The following is a 21895-nucleotide window of genomic DNA, read 5'->3' as shown; positions in this document are numbered from 1 at the left end:
GGGCGCCGGTCCGAAGGCGCCGGCCGGGGACCGGGCATGACGTTCGTGAGCGCCGCGGGTACAGGGTGCGCTCCGTAGATGGGGGCGGACCGGCGGGCGTTCCGGGCGGGTGCGTTCCGGGCGGGTGCGTTCCGGGCGGGTGCGTTCCGGTGTCGTGGCGCGTGCTCACGCCGCCTCCGTCCGGTCCGCGGCCATGCCCGCGGCGTCCAGGCGGGCGGTTCCGACGATGAGGTCCGCGCCGCCGAACTCGGGGTCGTCGAGCTGGGTGCCGTCGTCGACGGCGAAGAGCAGCCGCTGCTCGCCCTGGCGGTAGGCGGTGCCGACCGCGGGGCTGGCGGCGTGCACGGCGAGCAGGGCGAGCAGGTACGGCAGGTCGGGGTCGCGGCGGCGGGCCTCGGCGAGCAGGCCCGAGAGCCGGCGGGGCGCGTCGGCGGGCAGGTCGAGCAGCTCCATGGCGTGGGCCAGCTGCTCCTCGCTGAACCGGCTGTCGTCGGGGGTGGTGATGAGGTCGGGCTCGGGCATCTCGGCGCCCAGGTGCTCGCGCTCCTGGGGCGGCGTCAGGAGGAGCTCGACCAGGTCCGCCATCCGCACGGTCGAGGGGGTGCGCAGTCCCGTGCCACGGGTGAACCAGGCGTCGGTGACCCGGATGGCCCGCTCCACGGGCAGCGGCAGCAGGGGCGCGACGAGCTGTCCGTACAGGTCGAGCCCCGCGCGCGCGGCGGGCGCGGCGAAGGCCTGGCGGTCCTGTTCGGCGCGGAACAGCGGCCCGGCCTCCAGCAGCCGGGACTGGAGCTGGGTGTGGCGGCGGATGCAGTCCTTGACGATGTCGACGAGCTCGGCGGCGCGGCGCTTGTGCTCGGCGTCCTCCGACTCGTCGCGGGACTTGCGGATGTTGGTGAGGATGGCGTTCTCGTGGCGGTAGCGGTCGGCGACGTGGTCGAGGGCCTCCGCGATCAGGTCGGGGACGGTGCGCAGCCAGTCCACCGCGCGGACGTTGCGCCGGGTGGCCTCCAGAGCCCTGCGCAGGGTCTCCGCGTACTGCACCGTGCGGTAGCGGGCCTGCTCCGCGGCGAGCTGGGCGTCGGCGAGCCGGCCGCGGCTGATGAGCACCTCCAGCTTCACCTCGGCCGCGATCTGCGCGCTGGTGACGTCGGTGTCCAGGGCCCCGACGAGGACGTTGACCGCTTCGTCCGTGGTGCGCAGCCAGACGCCGCCGCCGTGCCCGGGGACCTCCTCGACGAGTTTGAAGTCGTAGTCCCGGCGGACGTAACTGCCGTCGGGGGCGAAGGTGCCGTAGACGGCGCGGAAGCCGCGGTCCACGCTGCCGACGTTTATGAGGTTCTCCAGGACCCAGCGGGCGACGCGCGCGTGCTCCTCGGCGGGACGCCGCGGTGCCTGGGCGGCGATGCGCGGCAGCAGCCTGGCGACGACCTGGTCGTGGTCGGCGCCGGTGTCGAAGTCCATGTGCAGGGTGACCAGGTCGATGGCGGCGAGGGCGAGCTCCGCCATGCCGTACACCGAGTACTCGCCCGCGAGATTGGCCTTGCGGACGTCCAGGTCGTGCAGCGGGGCGGTGCAGGCGAGGGCGCGCAGGCGGCGGGCCAGGCCCTCGTCGGCGGCCGGACCCGGCGCGGGGCGCGGCCCCGCGCTGAACTGGTACGGAGCGGGGTCGGTCGGTGCGGGCGAAGTCACGGTGCACAGATTAGGTCCTGGGTGTGACAACAGCCCAAACGCCGCAGAAGCGCCGGCCGTGCCACGGCCGCTCGCCGGCCGGCCTGGCCGCCGCGAGCGGTGCCCGAACGGCCCGGCGGGCGCGGGCCGTTCGGCCCGCCGTCAGCTCACCTGGACGACCCGCCGGCCGTAGACGTCGACGAGTTGACGGCGCGAGTCGTCGAGGTACTCGGCCAGCAGCACCTCGGCCTCGTCGTACCGGCCGGCCTGGAGGGTCCCCAGGATCTGCTCGTTGCGGCTGAGGTACGGCTCGTGGAGGCGGCGGGGGTCGGCGACGACGTGGAAGGCGAGACGCAGTTCGGCGAAGACGCTGCGCATGAGCTCGTCCGTGCGCTCGCTTCCGGCGAGGGCGACCAGTGCGCGGTGGAAGTGGATGTTGGCCGTGGACACCCCCTTCCACTCGCGCTCCCGGGCCGCCTTGCGGCCGGCGGCCACCGACTCGGCGACGGCGTCCAGGTCGCGGGGGCGCCCGGCGAGGCCCCGCACCACGGCGCACTCGACGAGGCGGCGGGTGCGGTAGATGTCCTCGACGTCCTCGACCGTGAGGACCCGGACGAAGACACCGCGGTTGAGCTGGTGGGCCAGCAGCCGCTCGTGCGTGAGCAGGCGGAACGACTCGCGCAGGGTGTTGCGGGAGACCCCGAGAGCGCCCCCGATGCCGTCCTCGGAGAGCCGGGTGCCGGGTGCGAAGTAGCCCTCGGCGATGCGGCTCCTGAGGATGTCGGCCACCCGCTCGGCGGTGCTGGTGCGCCCCAGCAGGGCGCGGTCGTCGGCAAGTTCCGGCAGTTCGGCCATACGCGAATTCAACCGCAGAGAGAAATACGAAACAACATGGGTATTGAGGGATTGTTCAACGATCCTCTATCTTGCGGAGACGCGGACGCCGCACGGCACGTCTCCCGGACGCGCCACTCGGGGCATGCGGCGGACCGAGCCGACCTGGGAAGGGATCCATGACCGCACCTCCCATCGATCTCAACGCCGACCTGGGCGAGGGCTTCGGCCACTGGACGCTCACCGATGACGCGGCGCTGCTGACCGTGGTGACCAGCGCCAACGTGGCCTGCGGCTTCCACGCCGGGGACGCGGCCACCATGCGCCGCGTGTGCGACCTCGCCGCCGAGCGGGGGGTGCGGATCGGCGCCCAGGTCTCCTACCGCGACCTCGCGGGCTTCGGCCGCCGGGCCATGGACGTGCCGGCCGGCGAGCTGGCGGCGGAGGTGGCCTACCAGATAGGCGCGCTGGAGGTCTTCGCGCGCGCGGCCGGCGCACGGGTCGCGTACGTGAAGCCGCACGGGGCGCTCTACAACCGCGTCGTACACGACGAGGAGCAGGCCGCCGCGGTGGTCGACGGGATACTGCTCGCCGGGCACGGCACCCGGCTTCCGGTGCTGGGGCTGCCGGGCTCCCGGTTGCTGGCGGCGGCCGCCGGGGCCGGGCTGCCCGCCGTCGAGGAGGCCTTCGGGGACCGTGCGTACACGCGCGCGGGGACGCTGGTGCCGAGGGGCGAGGACGGCGCGGTGGTCACCGAACCGCGCGCGGTGGTCGAACGCTCCGTGCGCCTGGCGCGGTACGGGATGGTCGCCTCCCGCGGCGGCGAGGACATAGCCGTACGGGCCCGCTCCCTGTGCCTGCACGGCGACACCCCCGGAGCGGTGGAGCTGGCCCGCCGGGTGCGGGCGGAGCTGGACCGTGCCGGCGTCGCGGTGCGGGCCTTCGCGTGAGGGCGCGTCAGGACCCGGGCATGAGCGTCCTGCCGGTCGGCGACCATGCCCTGCTCGTGGAGGTGGCCGGCGGCGACGAGGCCGAGGCGCTCCACGCGGAGCTGCTGCGGCGCCGCGCGGCGGGCTCCCTGCACGTCCGCGAGATCGTGCCCGCGGCCCGCACCGTCCTGCTAGACGGCGTGTGCGACCCCGCGGAGCTAGCCGGACGGCTGCTGACCTGGCACATACCGCCTCGCCCTGAGCCCGTGGGAGAGGTCGTCGGGATCCCCGTGCGGTACGACGGCCCGGACCTCGCGGATGTGGCGGCGGCGTGGGGCGTGCGTCCCGAGCAGGTGGGCGGCATCCATGCGGCGGCGGAGTTCCGGGTCGCCTTCTGCGGCTTCTCCCCCGGCTTCGGCTACCTGACGGGGCTCCCGGAGCGCTACCGGGTGCCGAGGCGGGCCACGCCCCGCACGGGGGTCCCGGCCGGCTCCGTGGCGCTCGCCGGCCCCTACACGGGCGTGTACCCGCGGACGTCGCCGGGCGGCTGGCAGCTCATAGGGACGACGGACACCGTCCTGTGGGATCCCCGGCGCGTGCCCGCGGCCCTGCTGACGCCGGGAGCGCGCGTCAGGTTCCTGCCCGAGGAGCCGCGGTGACCGACGGGGTCGTCGCGGTGGCCCCGGCCGCCGGCCGGGCGGTCGTGGTGGTGCGGCCCGGAGCGCTGACGACCGTGCAGGACGCCGGCCGGCCCGGACACGCCCATCTGGGGGTGCCCCGCTCCGGGGCCCTCGATCCGGGCGCCGCCGCGCTGGCCAACCGCCTGGTGGGCAACGGCCCGTCCGCCGCCGTCCTGGAGACCACCCTCACCGGGTGCGCCCTGCGCCCGCGCGCGCCGATGACCGCGGCGGTCACCGGCGCGGCCTGCACCGTGCGCGTCGACGGCCGGCCGGCCGCGTGGGGCGCTGCGGTGTCGGTGCCGGCGGGCGGCGTGCTGGACGTCGGCCCGGCGGTGCACGGCGTACGCAGCTATGTGGCGCTGGCCGGCGGGGTGAGCGTGGACCCGGTGCTGGGCAGCCGGTCCACTGACCTGCTCTCCGGGCTGGGACCGCCGCCCCTCGCCACGGGGACGGTCCTGCCGCTCGGTGCCCCGGCAGCGCTGCACGCGCGCGTGGACACCGCCCCGCAGCCCGGCCCGCCCGGCGAGCTGGTGCTGCCGGTGGCCTGGGGGCCCCGGCACCACTGGTGCACGGCGGCGGCGCTCGCGACGCTCACCACCGGCCGCTACCGCGTGTCCCCGGCGAGCAACCGCATCGGGCTGCGTACCGAGGGACCGCCGCTGGAGCGCCGGATCCGCGACGAGCTGCCCAGCGAGGGCATGGTGCTGGGCGCCGTGCAGGTGCCGCCGGACGGCCGACCCGTGGTGTTCCTTGCCGACCATCCGACGACCGGGGGCTATCCCGTGGTGGCGGTCGTCCGCGAGCCGGCGCTGGCGGCCGCCGCCCAGGCCGCGCCCGGCACGCCGGTGCGGTTCGTGGTGGCCGGCAGGAACGCGGAGGGCGTCGGCAGCGGGTCCTCCGGGAGTTCCTCGGAGGCCGGCGCCGGTCCCCCGCCGGCCACCGCACACGACGCGGGCTGAGGCTCGCGGACCGGAACCGGCGCCGCTGCCTCGGACGGCCCGGGCGCGAGGTCCGACGGCGCCACCACGAGGGGTGCGCCGGACCCGACCGGCGGGCCGCCGGACGGCTCCGCCACCGCCGCGGAGCCGGATCCGGCCTCCAGGGCTTCGGACGGCTCCGCCCGCACCGGACCCGCGGGCGGTGCGGGCGGCGGCTCCGGAAGGCCCGTCGCGCCGGACGGCACGGCCATCGGCGGCACGGCCCCCGGTGACAGGGCAGCGGGTGACACGGCCCCGGGCAGCACCGCCCCGATCGTCACGGCGCCGGGTTTCACGGCACCGGACTTCGTGGCGCCGGGCTTCACGCCCCAGTCGTGCCCCGTGACCGCCGCGAGCGCCGCGGCCACCGCCCGGGACGCCTGCTCGTCGAGGTACGCGGCGGTACCGCGCACCCGGTGGCCCACCTCGGCTGCGGCCAGGGCGAGCAACTGCGGCAACAGGTCCTTGGACCTGCGGACCACCCAGGCGGTGCCCTTGGTGGCCAGCCACCGTGCCTTCGCCGCCCACGAGGGCGCCGCGCGCTCGGGTTCGGCCGGCGGTGTGGGCCCGGCCGCGAGACCCGCGTCCGCCAGCATCTGGTGCACGCGGCGCGCGAGCATCCGGTGGCCCCGCTCGCCCGGGTGCAGACGGTCGGCGCTCCACATCGCCCGGTCGGTGATCCACTCCCCTTCCGACAGGTGCAGGTGGAACGCGCCGTGCTGCTCGGACAGGGCGTGCACGACCGTGTTGACCGACCGCTGGCGCCGCGCGAGCGGCCGGGCCAGCATCCGCGGCAGCCCGAGCATGGCGCCCGGGTCGGGCAGGCACGCGGTGACCAGGGGCACGCCCTCGGCCGCGAACGCCGCGTAGATCCGGCTCAGTCCGGCGGCCACCGCGTCGATGTCATAGGAACTGCGCAGCGTGTCGTTGACCCCGATGATCACGGAGGCCAGGTCGGGCCGCAGGGCCAGTGCGGCGGGCGTCTGCTCCTCCAGCACGTCCAGGGTCCGTGCCCCGCTGACCGCGAGGTTGTGGAACTCGACGGCGTCCGCCGGACCGAGCCCGGTGGCGAGCAGCGCGGCCCAGCCCCGCCACCCGTCGTCCACCGGGTCGCCGACGCCCTCCGTGAGGGAGTCGCCGAGCGCCACGTACCGGACGGGCTTCATCCCGCACCGTTCCACGGGCGAAAGCCCGGCAGCCAGCCGGAGCCGGGCCTCGCCGTCCCGGCCCGCCGGCTCGTACCGCCCCGCACGCCCGCGGCCCGCGCCGGCGACGTGCCGGCCGGAGTGGCAGCGTCGGCGGCCATCGCCGCGTCGCCGCCCTGGGCCGCCGCGCCGCCCCGCGACCGGGACCGCCGCCCCTTGGAGCCGGCGCCCGTGCGGACCCCGCCTCCGGCCGGGAGCGGATCGGGGCCGGGCGCGCCGGGCTGGACGCTCACCGCCGCGTCGTGGGCGCGCAGGAAGCCCGCCACGGCGGTGTCCCATCCGAAGCACTCGGCACGCGCGCGTGCCTCTTCGCGGCGGTCGGCCTCGGGCCGGTCGAGCATGGCGAGTACGGCGTCCGCGAAGGACTCGCCGCTGTCGATGGCCGCGGCGCCCGCGCTGCCGACGATCCCCGGCAGCGCGGAGGACGCGCTGACGACCACGGGCGTGCCGCACGCCAGCGCCTCCAGGGCGGCGAGACCGAAGGTCTCCGCGGGCCCCGGGGCCAGGCAGACATCCGCGGAGGCCTGGAGGGCGCCCAGCATCTCGCGGTCGCCGACGTGGCCGAGGAACGTCACGGGCAGCCTCCGCTGCCCGGCGCGCTGTTCGAGGCGGTCCCGCAGCGGCCCGTCCCCGGCTATGACGAGGCGGGCGCGTATGCCGCGGCCGCGCAGGGCGGCGAGCGCGTCCAGCGCGGTGCCGGGCCGCTTCTCGACGGACAGCCGGGAGCAGAGCACGAGGAGCACCTCGTCATCGCGCGCGTGGACGGCACGCAGCTTCGGGTCCGCGAGGCGCGGGTGCCGGTTGGCCAGGTCCACGCCGAGGGGAGCACGCACGACGTTGCGCGCCCCGATCCGAGCGAACTCCCGCTCGGCCCACTCGGTGGTGCACACCACCCGGCTGTACGCCCAGGCGGTGCGGGAGTTCAGCGTGTCCGCGACACGCCGGGCGACGGCGTCCGGAACCCCCCAGGTGCGCAGCACGCCGTCGGCGGTCTCGTGCGAGACCATCACGGCGGGGATCCGGGAGCGCCGCGCCCACTCGCCCGTCCAGCGCAGGCTGGTGCGGTCGGACACCTCCAGGCGGTCGGGCGCGAGCCGCTCCAGGATGCGGGTGAGGCGGGCCCGGTCGGTGAGGACCCGGTAGCCGCCGGTGCCGGGCAGCACCGGTCCTGGCAGGGTGATGACGGTGCCCTGCTCCGTCTCGCGGCGCTCGACCCGGTCCCCCGGAATGATCAGAACCGGGTCGTGTCCTGCCGCACGGTATCCGGCGCCCAGCTCGCGCAACGCCGTGCGCAGCCCGCCGGAGGCGGGTGCGACGAAGTTGGCGAGCCGGACGATACGGAGTGCCGGTGCGGCCCCGGACGGGTCGCTCATGCCGCCACCGCCGCACGCTCCGCGAGCACCTCGGTGTAGTGGTCCAGGAGCTGGTCGCCGATGGCGGCCCAGGTGCGGTCCTGGACGGCGGCCCGGCCCGCCGCCCCGTACCGGGCGCGCAGGTCCGCGTCGGCGACCAGGGTCTGCACCGCGTCGCGCACGGCGTCCTTGTCCCCGGGCGGCACCAGCAGTCCGGTGCGCCCGTGGTCCACCAGGTCGAGCGGCCCGCCCGCGGCGGGCGCCACGACGGGCAGCCGGCTCGCCATGGCCTCCTGCACGGTCTGGCAGAAGGTTTCGAACGGTCCGGTGTGCACGAAGACGTCCAGGGAGGCGAAGACCCGCGCCAGGTCGGAGCCGGTGCGGCGGCCGAGGAAGACGGCGCCCGGCATCTGCTTGCGCAGCGCGTCCTCGCTGGGCCCGTCGCCCACCACGACCACCCGGACGCCGTCCAGGGAACAGGCCCCGGCGAGCGTCTCGATCTGCTTCTCGGGGGCGAGCCGGCCCACGTACCCGACGATCACCTCGCCGTTCGGGGCGAGCTCCCGGCGCAGGGCCGGGTCGCGGTGGGCAGGCTGGAATCGTTCGGTGTCCACGCCGCGCCCCCACAGCCGGACGCGGGGCACGCCGTGTGCCTCCAGGTCCTGCTGCGCCGCGGTGGACGGGGCGAGGGTCCGGTCCGCCGCCGAGTGCACGCCGCGCAGCCGACGCCACGCCGCGGACACGCCGCCGCCCATGTAGGTGCGGGCGTAGCCGGCGAGGTCGGTCTGGTAGACGGCCACGGCGGGTATGCCGAGCCGCTCCGCGGCGGCCATGCCGCGCACGCCGAGCACGAAGGGGCTCGCAAGGTGAACTATGTCGGCGCGGTGCGCGGTCAGCGCAGCGGCCACCCTGCGGCTCGGCAGGGCCACCCTGACCTGGGCGTAGCCGGGGAGGGGGAGGGAGGGGACGCGCACCACGGGGCAGGGTGCAGAGGCGTCCGCGTCCGCTCCGGCCGCGGTGGCCGGCGCTATGACGAGGGGCTCGTGCCCGCGGGTGACGAGGTGGCGGGCGGTCTGCAGGGCACAGTGGGCCACGCCGTTGACGTCTGGTGGGAATGATTCGCTGACGATGACGACACGCATACTCGTGTTGTCGTCGTGCAGGACGTGGCCACGTCAACGAGGATCTTTCGTGAGGGGGAACGTCCCGTGAGCGTTGAGCCGATTTCGGTCATACGGAAGGGGCGTCGGGTCCGATCCGGCTCCGGACGGCCGTCTGGACGTCCGCTTCCTCCGCGGGATCCGCGGCGAGCCTCCTGAGCTGGTCCACCACGCGCGCGTCGCCGGTCTCGGCGTGCCGCGCGGCGACCTCCCTGGTGGATTCCTCACAGTCCCAGAGGCATTCGACCGCGAACCCGGCGGGAAACGAAGGGTCGGTGGCGGCGAGGGCACGCGCGGCGCGGCCGCGCAGATGGGACGAAGCGGTCTCCCGGTACACGTGGCGCAATACCGGCGCGGCGCATGCGATGCCGAGCCGTCCCGTGCCGTCGACGAGGGATCCGAGGGAGGGCACGTCGGGCCCTTCGGCTCGCACCGTCTCGCGCAGCGCGTCGAGCACCAGGTCGGCGTCGCGTGCGGCGCCGCGGCAGGCGAGCACCTGGCCGGCCGCCGCGCCGAGCGCATCGGGCCGCCCGGCCCAGCGGCGGGCGCGGTCGACGGCGGCGGTACTGCGCATCCGCTCGAACGCGGCCACGGCGGCCGCCACGACGGTGGCCGAGCCGGAAGCGGCAGCGGCCTCGATCAGGTCGAGCACCTGGGGGTCATGGGCGTCGGCGAGATAGCGCAGGGCCGTGCAGCGGGCTCCGTCCTGGCCGCTCCGTGCGGCCTCGATGATCTGCGGGCGGTCCTCGGGCGCGGCGACCGCCGTCAGGCAGCGGGCTGCGGGGGCGTGCGGCGACGTGCCGCGCCGCGGGTCCCGGTCCGCCCAGTCCAGGACGGCCCGGACGCTCCACTCGGGCCCCGGGCCCCCCGGTCCCATCTGGCGCTGCCAGCGGTCGAAGGAGCCCTTCTCGCGCGCCGTGCGGATCCGGACGGCGAGCGCTTCGCGCGGATCGTCGGCCCACAGCCGCCAGGGGCGCGGTTCGAAGGCGTCGCGCACGGTGGCCGCGAGCTCGGCCTCGCCCTCGGCGTCGGCCGGGAAGCGGGCCAGCACGGGCACGGCGAGCGCCCTGAGGCCGGCGTCGTCGTCGCGCAGGGCCAGCTCGTCCAGGGCCCACGCCCAGTTGCCGCCCGAGGCGGCGTAGCGGCGGAGCAGGAGGAGGGCGTCGCGCCTGCCGTACGAGGCGAGGTGTCCGAGGACGGACAGTGCGAGGCCGGTGCGCGACTCGTCCGTGTCCAGCAGGTCGTCGGGGTCGAACAGGTGCTGCTCGATCTCCTCCAGGCCGCCGTGCAGGTCGAGATAGAGCCGTGCGTAGTAGAGGGAGCGGTTCTCCACCTGCCAGTCACGGCGCGGGTCACTGCGGACGCAGTGGTTCAGGGCCGTGAGCGCTTCGGAGCGCGGGGCAGTGAGCGCGTGCAGGGTGCCGTCGCCGCGGCCGCGCTGGAGCAGGCCGAGCAGGGTGGCGCTGGGCGCTATGACCGGTTCGAACATGGAAACAGCCTCACATCAAGCGTCGACGCAACCGGGAATCGTGCACTACCTGGCAGCGCGACAACTCGTGGGGGCGCCGGTCGTCCGAAGCTCGTTGTAGACCATCTTCCTCTGCCTCTCGTCGGTGGGCCCGCGGGGCCCGCTCACGGGCCGCGGGGTGCGGCAACACCTGCCCCGCCTCCGCGTCCGTGAATCACGTCGTCATGATGGCTCAGGGGTTTGGTGCACCGCGACCACATTTCTCCCGGCCCGCCGCCGGGGGCCACCCTGCTGCGCGCGGCCGGACGGTGAGCGGCTCAGCCGGCGCCTACCAGGGGCTCAGCCGTCGCCGAACAGTGCGAGCAGGTCGGTCTTGCCGAACATCCGCGCGGTGTCCCGCGCCGAGGGGGTGCCCGCGGAGGCGTCGGCACCGGCGTCGAGAAGGACCCTGATCACCGCGTCCTCGCCCTTGAAGACGGCGCCGGCCAGCGGGGTCTGGCCGCGGTCGTTGGCCTGGTCCGGGGTGGCTCCGCGGTCCAGCAGGGCCCGGACGGTGCCGGCGTGGCCGTGGTAGGCGGCGAGCATGACGAGGGAGTCGCCGCGGTCGTTGGTGAGGTTCGCGGGGACGCCCGCGTCGACGTAGGCGGCGAGCGCCTCGGTCTCGCCCTGGCGTGCCAGATCGAAGATCTTGGTGGCGAGCTCCACGACCTCCGGGTCCGGGGCTTCACTCATGTGCGGTACGCCCTTCCATCATGTGCGCAGCGCCTGGGGACGGCCGCCGCGGTGCGGCAGGACACCCGTGCGACGGAGTGTCGTACGAGTGAATCGCCAGGGTACTGCCCGTGGCGGCACCGAACCGGGCACCCTCGGAGCGAAGATCACCCCATGCCGCCGGCCGGTGCGCCCGGCGGGACGCGGTGGCGGGGCAACACGCCGCACCACGGAGCGGGGTGAGGTCTTTTCACTCAATTGCACCTTTTGTCATATGGATACGACCTGTGAGCCTTGGAGCACTCACTACAGGTGTCCTCGACAGGAGAACCCATATGATCCTCAGCATCTCCGGCGCGCTGCTGCTCGGCATCATCGTCTTCCTCTTCTTCCGCAAGGACGGACTGAAGATCTCCCACGCGCTGGTCTGCTCCCTCTTCGGCTTCTACCTGGCGGGCACCGCCATCGCGCCGAGCATCCACGCCGGGGGCGCGAGCCTGGCCGGTCTGATCAGCGGCATCAAGTTCTGACACACGGTCCCCCGCTCCGACGCCGCCCCAGGAGGTCGACGTGGCCCGGCGCCCCCTCCCCCGTGTCCTGCGCAGCGGGAGAACCACACTCTTCCGGAGCCGGGAGCGGGCGCGCGCGACGGCTCTGGGAGCGAGCGACGTCCTGCGCCCCCTCGTCACCTTCGCGCGGGGCCTGTACCGGCTGGCCGAGGCCGGCCGCCGCGGCTGGGCCGGGACTCCCAGGGACCGGCGCGGGCCCGTGCTGTTCCTGGCCGGCTCCGCCGTGCTGATCGTGGCGCTCGCCCCGTTCGGACCGCTGCTCGCCCTCGCGGCCGTGACCGGGGCGGCGGTCTGGTACGGCCGCGGCGGGCCCCGGGCATCGCGGCCCGAGCCGGACGACGAGGCCCAAGGCCGGCGGCTGTCCATCCTCTACGAGGCCCTCGTGCCGTACTTCTGGCATCCCGAGGACCCGGACCCCCTGTACACGCACGGCGGCACCTGGGAGCGGGCCTTCCCGTTCCGCGAGTTCGACGAGGACGGAGACCTGTCCCGGGTGGTCATGTGCTACCCCGCGTCCTTCACGGACGGCGAGGTGGAGGCACGCGCGTGCGTGGAGCGTCTCGTGCACGCCAAGTCCGGGCGGGGCCACGAGTACCACTTCCTGTGGGACGTGGAGGTCAACGAGCTCACGGTCACCGTGCTGCCGCCGCTGCCGACCGGCGTCGCGGCGCAGCGCTTCCGCACCGCGCCCGGCGAGACCCTGCTGGGCTTCACCGACTCCACCGCCGTCCCCTGGACGCTGCGCGTGATGGACGGCGCCTGGGAGTACGACCGGCCACCCGTCGTGTGGCACGCGGACGGGGCGGGCGCGGAGCCCCACCTGCTGGCGGCGGGCGTGCCGGGCTGCGGCACGACGACGCTGCTGCGCTCGCTCGCCTTGCAGGCGCTCCGGGACGGCGACGTGCTCGTCGTCGACGGCGGCGGCGCGGGCGAGTACGCCTTCCTGGCGGGCAGGGCCGGGGTGCTGGGGGTGGAGTGCGGGCTCAGCAGTGCGCTGGCGGCCCTGGAGTGGGTGGGGCACGAGACCCGGCGCCGGCTGATCGCCCTGAACGACGCGCGGCAGGCGGGCCTCCAGCCGCCCGCCGACGCCGTGCGCCCGCTCTGGGTACTGCTGGACCGTCCCGTACCGCTGTCCGACATCGCCGCCGCCGACGGGCGCCCGGATCCGCAGTCGCTGCTCCAGGTCCCCCTGCGGTACGGCCGCACCGCTCAGGTGACGGTCGTCGTCGGCGAGCGCACGGACGCCCTGGACACCCTCGCGCCGCTGCTGTGGCAGTACGCACGCGCGCGCGTGGTGCTCGGCCCGGCCCCGGTGGACGTGGTCGAGGACGCGCTCGGCGCGCCGCCGGGCACCACGCCCGCCCACCACGTGCCGCCCGGCCGCGGATACGCGCGCCTGGGCACCGGTCCGGTGCTGCGGCTCCAGGTCCCGTCGACCCCGGACCCGTACGACGGCGGGGTGGACGCGGTGCACCGGCAGGCGGTGCTGGACCTGCTCCCCCAGCGGGTCATGCACGGTGCGGCAACCAAGCGCCTTCCCGGCAGCGGAGCCGTTGCCGGCGGCCTCGGCGCCGTGGCGTCGGAGCACCGGACTTAGGGGTGCTTGCACCATGAGCGTCCGATAGGTCGCGTGGTCTGGTGCCGTGCATCGCAAGGCGCCGGAGAGTCCTCGATGGGGGTCCCCCGCTCGAGCGAAGTCGAGAGAGGGGGAGGAGCTACCAGGGCTTTCCGGCAACGCGGCGAGGTGCGGTGCCAGGCCGCGCGACCCGGGCGGGCACAGTGCAAGGACCCCTTAGGGCGTCAGGCGACCCGAGGTTCAGGCGACCCGAGGCGTCAGGCCACGAACGTCCTCGGCGCGTCGGCCCCGCCGCCCGCGCCCTCGGCGACGAGGCGGGCCGCGGACGCGAGGCGCACGGCGGCCTCCTCGGCGACCGCGCCGCCGACGGTGAACGGCAGCCGCACGAACCCCTCGAAGGCGCCGTCCACCCCGAACCGCGGCCCGGACGGCACGCGGACGCCGACCCGTTCCGCGACCTCGGCGAGGCGCGACCCCGACACTCCGCCGGTGCGCACCCAGAGGGTGAGCCCGCCGGAGGGCACCTCGAACTCCCAGTCGGGCAGCTCGCGGCGGAGAGCGGCGACCAGCGCGTCCCGGTTCTCCCTCGCCTGGGCGCGCCGGATGCCCAGGGCCTCCTGCCAGCCTCCCGTGCTGAGCAGCCAGTTCACGGCGAGCTGCTCCAGCACGGGGGTGCCCAGGTCCGCGTAGGCGCGGGCCGCGATCAGGCTGCGGATGACATCGGGCGCCGCGCGCACCCAGCCGATGCGCATCCCGGCCCAGAACGCCTTGCTCGCGGACCCGACCGTGATGACCGTGGCGCCCGCGGGGTCGAAGCCGCAGACCGGGCGCGGCACGGTCAGGCCCTCGTCGAGCGTCAGCTCCCTCATCGTCTCGTCGACCACCAGGACGGTGCCCGCGGAGCGGGCCGCATCGACCATGCGGCGGCGCTGGTCCTCGTCGGCCAGGGCCCCGGTCGGATTGTGGAAGTCGGCCACCACGTAGGCGAGTCGCGGCGCCGCGTCCCGCAGCACCTGCCGCCACCGCTCCAGGTCCCACCCGGCCAGCCCCTCGGCCATCGCGACCGGCACGAGCCGGGCGCCCGCCTCACGCATCAGCTGGAGGATGTTGGCGTAGCTCGGCGACTCCACGGCGATCCGCTCGCCGCGTCCAGAAAAGAGGTGGCAGATGGCGTCGATGGCCCCCATGGCGCCGGTGGTCACCATGATCTGCTCCGGCATGGTGGGCACCCCCCGGGCGGTGTAGCGCTCGGCGAGCATCTCGCGCAGCGCGGGCAGTCCGGCCGGGTAGTCGCCGTGCGTGTGCGCGTACGGGGGCAGCTCCTCCAGGGCGCCCTGCACGGCCCGGGTGAGCCAGGGCTCCGGGGCGGGCAGCGCGGCACAGCCCAGGTCGATCACCGAGCCGAGCGCCTCGGGCGGCAACGGCTCCAGGCCGCGTGCCGGCAGCGGGTTTCCCGCCGGCACCGCGGTCCAGCTCCCCGCGCCCCTGCGGGACTCCAGGAACCCCTCGGTGCGCAACTCCTCGTAGGCTGCGGCGACGGTGGTGCGGCTGACGGAGAGCGCGAGCGCGAGCTCCCGCTCGGCCGGCAGCCGGGCCGCCACCGGGACGCGTCCCTCAAGGACGAGCAGCCGGATGCCGTCGGCGAGCGCGCGGTAGGCGGGCGGCCGCCGGGCGGCGGGGCCCGCGGGCCTGGCCTGCTGGGAGCCGAGCAGCCGGGCCAGTTGGGGTGAGCCCACGGCTGAAGTCCACTGCGCCACGGCGATCAGTCCACCTTCTCGAAATTGGCCATGAATGGCTCCACCTTCCACGCCACAGCATGGCGTACACCAGTCCATTATGGCCACAGGTCGAACCGACCACGTCCGATGCGGGCTTTCGGCGCCCGACAAGGCCTTCCCGGCTCTGGTCCGACCCTTCGTGTCCGGTCCGGTCCGGCCCCTCCGGCTCCGGCCCGGCCCTCGGGGGAGTGCGCACAGACGGATCGGCCGGCTGAGGCGCGTGAAACGGCGACCGGAGAGGGCGATCCGTAAAGCGCAACCCGGAAGAGGCGCCCAAGGGCGGGTGGTTCGACGAACTCGCATCGCCGCCCACACGGCATCCACCTGAAGCACGGTCGTCGCCGAGGGGTCACCGGAGGGCGCCATACTGCGGCGGTGACCACGCAGACACGCCACCCGTACCTGGACCACCCGGGCCCGATCGCGTTCGCCCACCGCGGCGGGGCCGCCGACGGCCTGGAGAACACCATGGCCGCGTTCCGCCGGGCCGTCGACGCGGGGTACCGCTACATCGAGACCGATGTGCACGCCACCGCGGACGGCGTGCTGGTCGCCTTCCACGACGACACCCTGGACCGGATGACCGACGGCGCGGGGCGCATCGCCGACCTGCCGTGGAGCGCGGTCCGCGAGGCGCGGGTGGCGGGCAGCGAGCCCGTGCCGCTCTTCGAGGAGCTGCTGGAGACGTTCCCCGACGCGCGCTGGAACGTGGACATGAAGGCGGAGCCCACGCTGCAACCGCTGCTGGACGTCATCGCGCGCACCAAGGCGTGGGACCGCGTCTGCGTGGGCTCCTTCTCCGAGGCGCGCGTCGCCCGCGCCCAGCGCATCGCAGGGCCCCGGCTCGCCACCTCCCTGGGCACCCTCGGCGTGCTCGGCCTGCGGCTTCGCTCGTACGGGCTCCCGACCGGCCCCCGGGGATCGGCCGTGGCCGCGCAGGTGCCGGTGGCCCAGTCCGGGGTGCGGGTGGTCGACCGCGGCTTCGTGCGCGCCGCGCACGCCCGCGGCCTCCACGTCCATGTGTGGACCATCGACGACCCGGACGAGATGCACCGGCTCCTGGACCTCGGAGTTGATGGCATCATGACCGATCAGATCAAGACGTTGCGTGCGGTCCTCGAGGACCGGGGCAGCTGGGTCTGACCGCTGCCTCGGTACGGGGCCGAGGAGAGGCGAGGGCGCGTGAGCAGCGACACCGTGGACACCACGGCGGGCGGGAGCGGCGGGAGCGCGCCCGACGGGGAGGCCGTCCCGTCCGATGCGGCGGACCGGCGGCGCCAGCAGCGCGGCTGGTACTTCTACGACTGGGCGTGCTCGGTCTACTCGACCAGCGTCCTGACCGTGTTCCTCGGCCCGTACCTGACGGACGTGGCGAAGACCGCGGCCGACGCGCACGGCTACGTGCACCCGCTGGGGGTGGCCGTGCGGGCGGGCTCCTTCTTCCCCTACTGCGTGTCCGCCTCCGTCATCCTGGCGATCCTGGTGATGCCGCTCGCGGGCTCGGCCGCCGACCGGACCGGGCGCAAGAAGCCCCTCATGGGGGCCGCCGCCTACCTGGGCGCGGCCGCCACCACCGGCATGTTCTTCCTGGACGGCGACCGCTACCTCCTCGGCGGGCTGCTGCTGATCGTCGCCAACGCCTCGATCGCCGTCTCCATGGCGCTCTACAACTCCTATCTGCCGCAGATAGCCCTGCCGGAGGAGCGTGACGCGGTCTCGTCAAGGGGCTGGGCGTTCGGTTACGCCTCCGGCGCACTCGTACTCCTGGTGGACCTGTTGCTCTTCACGGCCCACGACAGCCTGGGCGTCTCCGAGGGCACGGCGGTACGGATCTGCCTGGCCACGGCGGGCATCTGGTGGGGCGGCTTCGCGGTGATCCCGCTGCGCAGGCTGCGCGACCGGCGGAAGGCGGGGCCCGCGGCGGCCGGGAGCGGGCAGGGCTGGCGGCAACTGGCGGCGACCGTCCGGGACATGCGCCACCACCCGCTCACCTTCGCGTTCCTCGTGGCGTACCTGGTCTACAGCGACGGCATCCAGACGGTCATCTCCCAGGCATCCGTCTACGGCGCCGAGGAACTGGACCTCAGCCAGTCCACGCTGATCATGGCGGTGCTGCTGGTGCAGGTGCTGGCGATCGGAGGGGCGTTGGGGATGGGGCGGATGGCGCGCGCCTACGGGGCGCGGCGCACCATCCTCATCTCGCTGGTGGCCTGGACGGCGACGCTGGTGACCGGATACTTCCTGCCGGCGGGCGCCCCCGTGTGGTTCTTCGTGCTGGCCGCCGCCATCGGCCTGGTGCTCGGCGGCACCCAGGCGCTCTCCCGCTCGCTCTTCTCGCACCTGGTGCCGCGCGGCAAGGAGGCCGAGTACTTCTCCGCCTACGAGGTGAGCGACCGCGGCCTCGCGTGGGTGGGACCGCTGCTCTTCGGCCTGACGTACCAGCTCACCGGCAGCTACCGGACCGCGATCGTGTCGCTGATCGTCTTCTTCGCGCTGGGATTCGCCCTGCTCGCGAGGGTCCCGGTACGGCGCGCGATCCAGGCCGCGGGCAATCCGGTACCGGAGCGGATTTAACACCGGAGGGCAAAGGCCGGTAGTGTACGCCTTTGGCCTGCTGGACGTACCGTTACTGCACGTCAAGGAAGCGGAAACGCTGGGTGACATCTCCTGTCAGATGTGACAAACCGGGCGACGGCGGGTACGGAACTGGTTGGCAAGGCTGCGGCTACGACGGCGACGCATGACCCTGAACGGGAATCTTTACCGCCGACCGGACGTTGACCGGATGACGACGACAGCGACACCTGTCCTGTGGGCATCAAGCCCGGGAGGCACGATTCATGAGTGAGCGAGCTCTTCGCGGCACGCGCCTCGTGGTGACCAGCTACGAGACCGACCGCGGCATCGACCTGGCTCCGCGCCAGGCCGTGGAGTACGCATGCGAGAAGGGGCACCGTTTCGAGATGCCCTTCTCTGTCGAAGCGGAGATTCCGCCGGAGTGGGAGTGCAAGGTCTGCGGGGCGCAGGCGCTCCTCGTGGACGGTGACGGCCCCGAGGAGAAGAAGGCGAAGCCCGCGCGTACGCACTGGGACATGCTGATGGAGCGGCGCACCCGCGAGGAGCTCGAAGAGGTTCTCGAGGAGCGTCTGGCGGTGCTGCGCTCAGGCGCGATGAACATCGCCATCCATCCCCGGGACAGCCGCAAGTCCGCCTGAGAACCCCACCGGGGGGTGGAGCACGTGCACGGCCGCGGGCCGTGACCTTCGGGTCACGGCCCGCGGCCGTATGCGTTCCCGGTGCCGGCTCGGCCGGCGAACTCGGCGTCAGCCCGTGAGCGGCGGGCGCGGCCCCGAGTCACCGCGCTGGTCGTGCGGCTCGTCGTCGCGGACCACCTCACCCGGCACGACCTTTCCGTCCTGCTGCTGCATCCGGGCCTTCTGGAAGGCCCCGCCCCAGGTGCCCGGCACGGCTCTGGTCAGCCTGCGCTCCACCATCCGCTCGGTGAGCCGCGCCAGGGCTCCGCGCACCGGCGGAACCAGCAGGACCAGCCCGAGGACGTCGGAGATCGGGCCGGGAATGATCAGCAGCAGACCGGCGAGCATCAGCAGGCCGTTGCCCTCGGTGTGCTCCTCGCCTTCAGGCGCCGCGCCGCCCCGCTGTGCCTGGATGGTCCGGTTCAGATTGCGGAACGCCCGCCGGCCGGCCCGCTTGATCACGGCACCGCCGGCCACCACGCCGGCGATCAGGAGCAGGAAGACGGTGAAGCCGCCCGCCACATCGCCGATCAGGACCAGCAGCCAGATCTCCAGCACCACCCAGACGGCGATGCCGAGCGGCAGCACGGCACGGACACGCGAACGCCGGGGCCTTGCGGAGTGGGTCGGGGGCGGTGCGCCAGTCGTCATGGTTCCAGTGTGCCTGGGCAGGGGCCCGTTCGGCACCGGCCCCCCGATCACTTCCGGAGGCGGTCCCCCGTCACTTCCCCACCGTGCCCCGGTCGCTTCCGGGAGGACCGAGCAGCTTGCCGAACCGCTCCGTGACGCCCCAGGCGGTGACCCGCCAGAGTGCCTCCACGAAGATGTCGCGGCTCATCTTGGAGTCCCCGTACACCCGCTCCACGAAGGTGATCGGCACCTCCACGACCTGGTATCCGGCCCGGACCGCCCGGCGGGCCAGGTCGACCTGGAAGCAGTAGCCCTGGGATGCGACCTGGTTCAGGCCGAGCCCTTCGAGGGTCTCGCGTCTGAAGGCTCTGAAGCCGCCCGTGATGTCCTTCAGCGGCATGTCGAGCAGCACCCGCGAATAGGTGCTGCCGCCCCGGGAGATCATCTCCCGGTACTTGGGCCAGTTGACCACGCGTCCGCCCGGCACCCAGCGGGACCCCAGCACCAGGTCGGCGCTGCCCAGCGCCGTGAGCAGCCGGGGCAGCTCCTCCGGCTGGTGGGAGCCGTCGGCGTCCATCTCGATCAGCACGCCGTAGTCCCGCTCCAGGCCCCACCGGAAGCCGGCCAGGTAGGCGGCGCCCAGCCCCTCCTTGCCGGTACGGTGCAGCACATGGACCTGATCGTCCACCACGGCGAGCTCGTCGGCGAGCTTGCCGGTGCCGTCCGGGCTGTTGTCGTCGGCGACGAGGATGTGCGCCTCGGGCACGCTCTCCCGCACCCGGCCCACGATGGACTTGATGTTCTCGGCCTCGTCGTAGGTCGGAATGATCACCAAGGCCGTACCGAGCGGGCCGAACCTGCTCCCCCGCTCGGGCGCCTCGGACACCCCATCGCCCTCGTTCACCAACTGCCCCTTCTGTCGTGACAGGGGCCACCTTAATGGCCGCGGCCTGGGGTGCCGTGGCGGCACGGGCCTTTCGCGCGGGATCAGGCTGCATACGGCGGACGGGCCCGGCGCCCTTCGGGCCGGCCTGGGACCCGCTGGCTGCGGATCGACCGAGAGCCGTTGTCTACTGAGCCGGCCGGGCCCGTCCGGATCGCACCGTCTCCGTCGCTCGCGGGCGAGCGGCGGGGGACGCCCTTCGGCGGCCCGGCTCCCGCGCCCCCGTACCGCGGGCGCTGAGCCTGGCTCCCAGCGGCGGTGCACCGGTGCGGGCACCACCCCATGGCCCAGCGACGTCGGACGACTGCCTCAAGGCGCCGCGGTCGGACGTCCAGCGGTGGACCCGGCCGAACCTACCCACCACCGGCCGCCTCCTGTCAACAGCGGTCCGACCTGGGGTGTCCCGGCGATCCGCAGGTCAGCGCGGTGGCAGCCCCGGCCGTCCTGCGCGGGACGGGGCCCCGGCCGGCGCGGTGCGCGTCCCCGACATCACCCGGCCGGCCGCATGTGGACCGTCCGTCCCGCGACCACCGTGCGCAGGCAGACGGGCAGGTCGAGTCCGGGCGCGAGGTCCGGAAGGCCGGGCACCCGTGAGCTGGGGTCGGTGGACCAGCGGGCCACGCGGTCGTCCGGGGCGTGCACCACGAGGTCGCCAGCGCGCCACACGGCGTAGTCCGCCGGCGCCCCCGGCACCAGCACTCCCCCGTCGTCGTTGCCGGCGGCGCGGTGCCCGCCCCGGGTGTGCGCCGTGAACGCGGCGCGCACCGAGATCCGGTGCTCCGGGGTGTGGTGGTGGGCGGCGGCGCGCACGGCCGCCCACGGGCCCAGGGGGGTCACCGGGCTGTCGGAGCCGAGCGCGAGGGGCACCCCGGCCCGCAGCAGCGCGGCGAACGGGTTGAGGGTGCGGGCCCGCTCGACGCCGAGGCGGTCGGCGTACATGCCCGCCTCACCGCCCCACAGCTCGTCGAAGCGGGGCTGGACGGACGCGGTGAGGCCCAGTTCCGCGAAGCCGGCGACCGTCTCGGGGGTGAGCATCTCCGCGTGCTCGATCCGGTGCCGCCCGGCGCGCACCCGCGCGTGGCCGACGCGGTCCGCGGCGGCCCGCGTCCCCTCGACGACGGCGCTCACGGCGGCGTCGCCGATGGCGTGGAACCCGGCCTGCAACCCCGCCTCGGTGCACGCGGCGACGTGCGCGGCGATGTCGTCGGCGTCCAGGTAGGCGGCACCGGTACCCGGCGCGTCGGCATAAGGGGCGTGCAGGCAGGCGGTGCCCGAGCCGAGGGCGCCGTCCACGAAGAGGTCGCCCGCGGCACCGAGCGCGCCGAGGTCGCGCACCCGCGCCGCGTCCTTCTCGCCGGAGACCCGGGCCGCCCAGTAGCCGATGACCCGCGGGACCGGCTCGGCGGCGGCGAGGGCGAGCAGCCCCGCGAAGTCGTCCTCGCTGGAGATCTCGGGCCCGCCGCACTCGTGCAGGGTCCCGATGCCCAGGGATGCGGCGTGCCGCAGGGCGGCGCGCTGGGCCTCGGTGCGCTGCCGCGGGGTGACGGCGCCGAGGGCGGCGGCGCGCACGGCGTGGTGGGCGTCGCGGGTGAGCGGTCCCTCGGGGTGGTGGCCGGCGCGGTCGGCGATGCCCGGCACCAGGTCCAGCAGCGCGCTGGTGACCACGGCGGAGTGCACGTCGATGCGGGAGAGGTACAGCGGCCGGCCGCCGGTGGCGACGTCCAGCTCCACGCGCGTGGGCGGCCGGCCGCCGGGCCAGCGCGCCGCGTCCCAGCCGTGCCCCAGGAGCACCCGGTCGCCGGGCCGGGCGGCCGCGTGCGCCCGGATCCGCGCCAGGCAGTCGTCGAGCGAGCCGGCCGTGCTGAGGTCGAGTCCGGTGAGCGCGAGGCCGGTGGACGTGAGGTGCACGTGGGCGTCCGTGAAGGCCGGGGTGACCAGGGCGCCTTCGAGATCGACGGTCTCGTCCACCCCGTCGGCGAATCCGTCCGCGGCCGCCTCCGAGCCCACCCAGGCCACCCGGTCCCCTTCGGTGACCATGGCGGTGGCGCCCGGGTCCGCCGGGCTGTGGACGGTGCCGCGGCGCAGCAGCGTGGTGCGGTGTGTCATGGGACCAGTGTGCTCGCCCTGGCGTTCCCTCAGGTCACGGGACACCCGTGCG

The 21895-nt window shown here is 74.7% G+C and carries 17 protein-coding genes and 2 pseudogenes; 8 read left to right on the top strand and 11 right to left on the bottom strand.

Annotation, left to right across the window (positions count from 1 at the left end; genetic code table 11):
* Positions 1–165: 165 nt before the first annotated feature.
* Both Sm713_RS22155 and Sm713_RS22150 read right to left on the bottom strand, forming a co-directional pair.
* Positions 166–1692, bottom strand: a complete 1527-nt coding sequence (locus Sm713_RS22155; protein WP_212911299.1) for a hypothetical protein — start codon at positions 1690–1692, stop codon at positions 166–168.
* A 141-nt stretch (positions 1693–1833) separates the two neighbouring features.
* Positions 1834–2526 carry a GntR family transcriptional regulator gene (locus Sm713_RS22150; protein WP_212911298.1) on the bottom strand — a complete coding sequence of 231 codons (693 nt, stop codon included), beginning with the start codon at positions 2524–2526 and terminating at the stop codon, positions 1834–1836.
* 158 nt (positions 2527–2684) lie between these two features.
* Here Sm713_RS22150 and Sm713_RS22145 point away from each other — a divergent pair, with 158 nt between their 5' ends.
* Genes Sm713_RS22145 through Sm713_RS22135 form a run of 3 tightly spaced genes read left to right on the top strand, consistent with a single transcriptional unit; the run spans position 2685 to position 5073 of the window.
* Positions 2685–3455: a LamB/YcsF family protein gene (locus tag Sm713_RS22145; protein ID WP_212911297.1), complete on the top strand. Its 771-nt coding sequence runs from the start codon at positions 2685–2687 to the stop codon at positions 3453–3455.
* A 20-nt stretch (positions 3456–3475) separates the two neighbouring features.
* Positions 3476–4093 carry an allophanate hydrolase subunit 1 gene (locus Sm713_RS22140; protein ID WP_212911296.1) on the top strand — a complete coding sequence of 206 codons (618 nt, stop codon included), beginning with the start codon at positions 3476–3478 and terminating at the stop codon, positions 4091–4093.
* Entirely contained in the window at positions 4090–5073 is a 984-nt protein-coding gene (locus Sm713_RS22135) for a biotin-dependent carboxyltransferase family protein (protein ID WP_249416430.1), read from the top strand. Before Sm713_RS22140 ends, Sm713_RS22135 begins: the two co-directional genes overlap by 4 nt.
* 359 nt (positions 5074–5432) lie before the next feature.
* Here Sm713_RS22135 and Sm713_RS22130 read toward each other — a convergent pair.
* From Sm713_RS22130 to Sm713_RS22110, 5 genes and pseudogenes are all read right to left on the bottom strand, one after another.
* Positions 5433–6257, bottom strand: a pseudogene (locus tag Sm713_RS22130) (SGNH/GDSL hydrolase family protein); the annotation flags it as partial.
* Between the two features lie 239 nt (positions 6258–6496).
* Positions 6497–7669, bottom strand: a pseudogene (locus Sm713_RS22125) (glycosyltransferase); the annotation flags it as partial.
* On the bottom strand, positions 7666–8790 hold the full coding sequence (locus Sm713_RS22120; protein WP_212911294.1) for a glycosyltransferase family 1 protein: 1125 nt from the start codon (positions 8788–8790) through the stop codon (positions 7666–7668). The pseudogene Sm713_RS22125 and the gene Sm713_RS22120, both read right to left, overlap by 4 nt.
* Positions 8791–8878: 88 nt before the next feature.
* A complete protein-coding gene (locus tag Sm713_RS22115) occupies positions 8879–10297 on the bottom strand; it encodes a HEAT repeat domain-containing protein (RefSeq protein WP_212911293.1) in 1419 nt (472 codons plus the stop codon).
* A 318-nt stretch (positions 10298–10615) separates the two neighbouring features.
* Complete coding sequence (locus Sm713_RS22110) at positions 10616–11008, bottom strand: ankyrin repeat domain-containing protein (RefSeq protein ID WP_212911292.1); 393 nt, start codon at positions 11006–11008, stop codon at positions 10616–10618.
* Positions 11009–11322: 314 nt separating this feature from the next.
* Between Sm713_RS22110 and Sm713_RS22105 the strand changes: the two genes are divergently transcribed.
* Complete coding sequence (locus Sm713_RS22105) at positions 11323–11517, top strand: hypothetical protein (RefSeq protein WP_212911291.1); 195 nt, start codon at positions 11323–11325, stop codon at positions 11515–11517.
* 40 nt (positions 11518–11557) lie between these two features.
* A complete protein-coding gene (locus Sm713_RS22100; RefSeq protein ID WP_212911290.1) occupies positions 11558–13153 on the top strand; it encodes a hypothetical protein in 1596 nt (531 codons plus the stop codon).
* Positions 13154–13389: 236 nt separating this feature from the next.
* Here Sm713_RS22100 and Sm713_RS22095 read toward each other — a convergent pair whose 3' ends face one another.
* Complete coding sequence (locus Sm713_RS22095; RefSeq protein ID WP_212911289.1) at positions 13390–14889, bottom strand: PLP-dependent aminotransferase family protein; 1500 nt, start codon at positions 14887–14889, stop codon at positions 13390–13392.
* 396 nt (positions 14890–15285) lie between these two features.
* Between Sm713_RS22095 and Sm713_RS22090 the strand changes: the two genes are divergently transcribed.
* The 3 genes from Sm713_RS22090 (at position 15286) to Sm713_RS22080 (ending at position 18125) form a co-directional block, all read left to right on the top strand.
* The gene (locus tag Sm713_RS22090) at positions 15286–16053 is read left to right on the top strand and encodes a glycerophosphodiester phosphodiesterase (RefSeq protein ID WP_212911288.1); all 768 of its coding nucleotides are present in this window, start codon (positions 15286–15288) and stop codon (positions 16051–16053) included.
* 54 nt (positions 16054–16107) lie between these two features.
* Entirely contained in the window at positions 16108–17484 is a 1377-nt protein-coding gene (locus Sm713_RS22085; RefSeq protein WP_212912183.1) for an MFS transporter, read from the top strand.
* Between the two features lie 266 nt (positions 17485–17750).
* A complete protein-coding gene (locus Sm713_RS22080) occupies positions 17751–18125 on the top strand; it encodes an RNA polymerase-binding protein RbpA (RefSeq protein WP_010046329.1) in 375 nt (124 codons plus the stop codon).
* A 108-nt stretch (positions 18126–18233) separates the two neighbouring features.
* Here Sm713_RS22080 and fxsA read toward each other — a convergent pair whose 3' ends face one another.
* From fxsA to Sm713_RS22065, 3 genes are all read right to left on the bottom strand, one after another.
* Positions 18234–18815, bottom strand: a complete 582-nt coding sequence (gene fxsA / locus Sm713_RS22075; protein ID WP_212911287.1) for an FxsA family membrane protein — start codon at positions 18813–18815, stop codon at positions 18234–18236.
* Between the two features lie 70 nt (positions 18816–18885).
* Positions 18886–19698 (bottom strand): polyprenol monophosphomannose synthase, encoded by an 813-nt coding sequence (locus tag Sm713_RS22070; protein WP_212911286.1) that lies wholly within the window; start codon positions 19696–19698, stop codon positions 18886–18888.
* Between the two features lie 528 nt (positions 19699–20226).
* Positions 20227–21843, bottom strand: coding sequence for an amidohydrolase (locus Sm713_RS22065; RefSeq protein ID WP_212911285.1), 1617 nt, complete (start codon positions 21841–21843; stop codon positions 20227–20229).
* Between the last annotated feature and the right edge of the window lie 52 nt (positions 21844–21895).

Source organism: Streptomyces sp. TS71-3 (genome assembly GCF_018327685.1).
Taxonomy (GTDB): Bacteria; Actinomycetota; Actinomycetes; order Streptomycetales; family Streptomycetaceae; genus Streptomyces.
The sequence above is the reverse complement of the archived record's forward strand: the minus strand, read 5'-3'. Positions and strand labels throughout refer to the sequence as shown.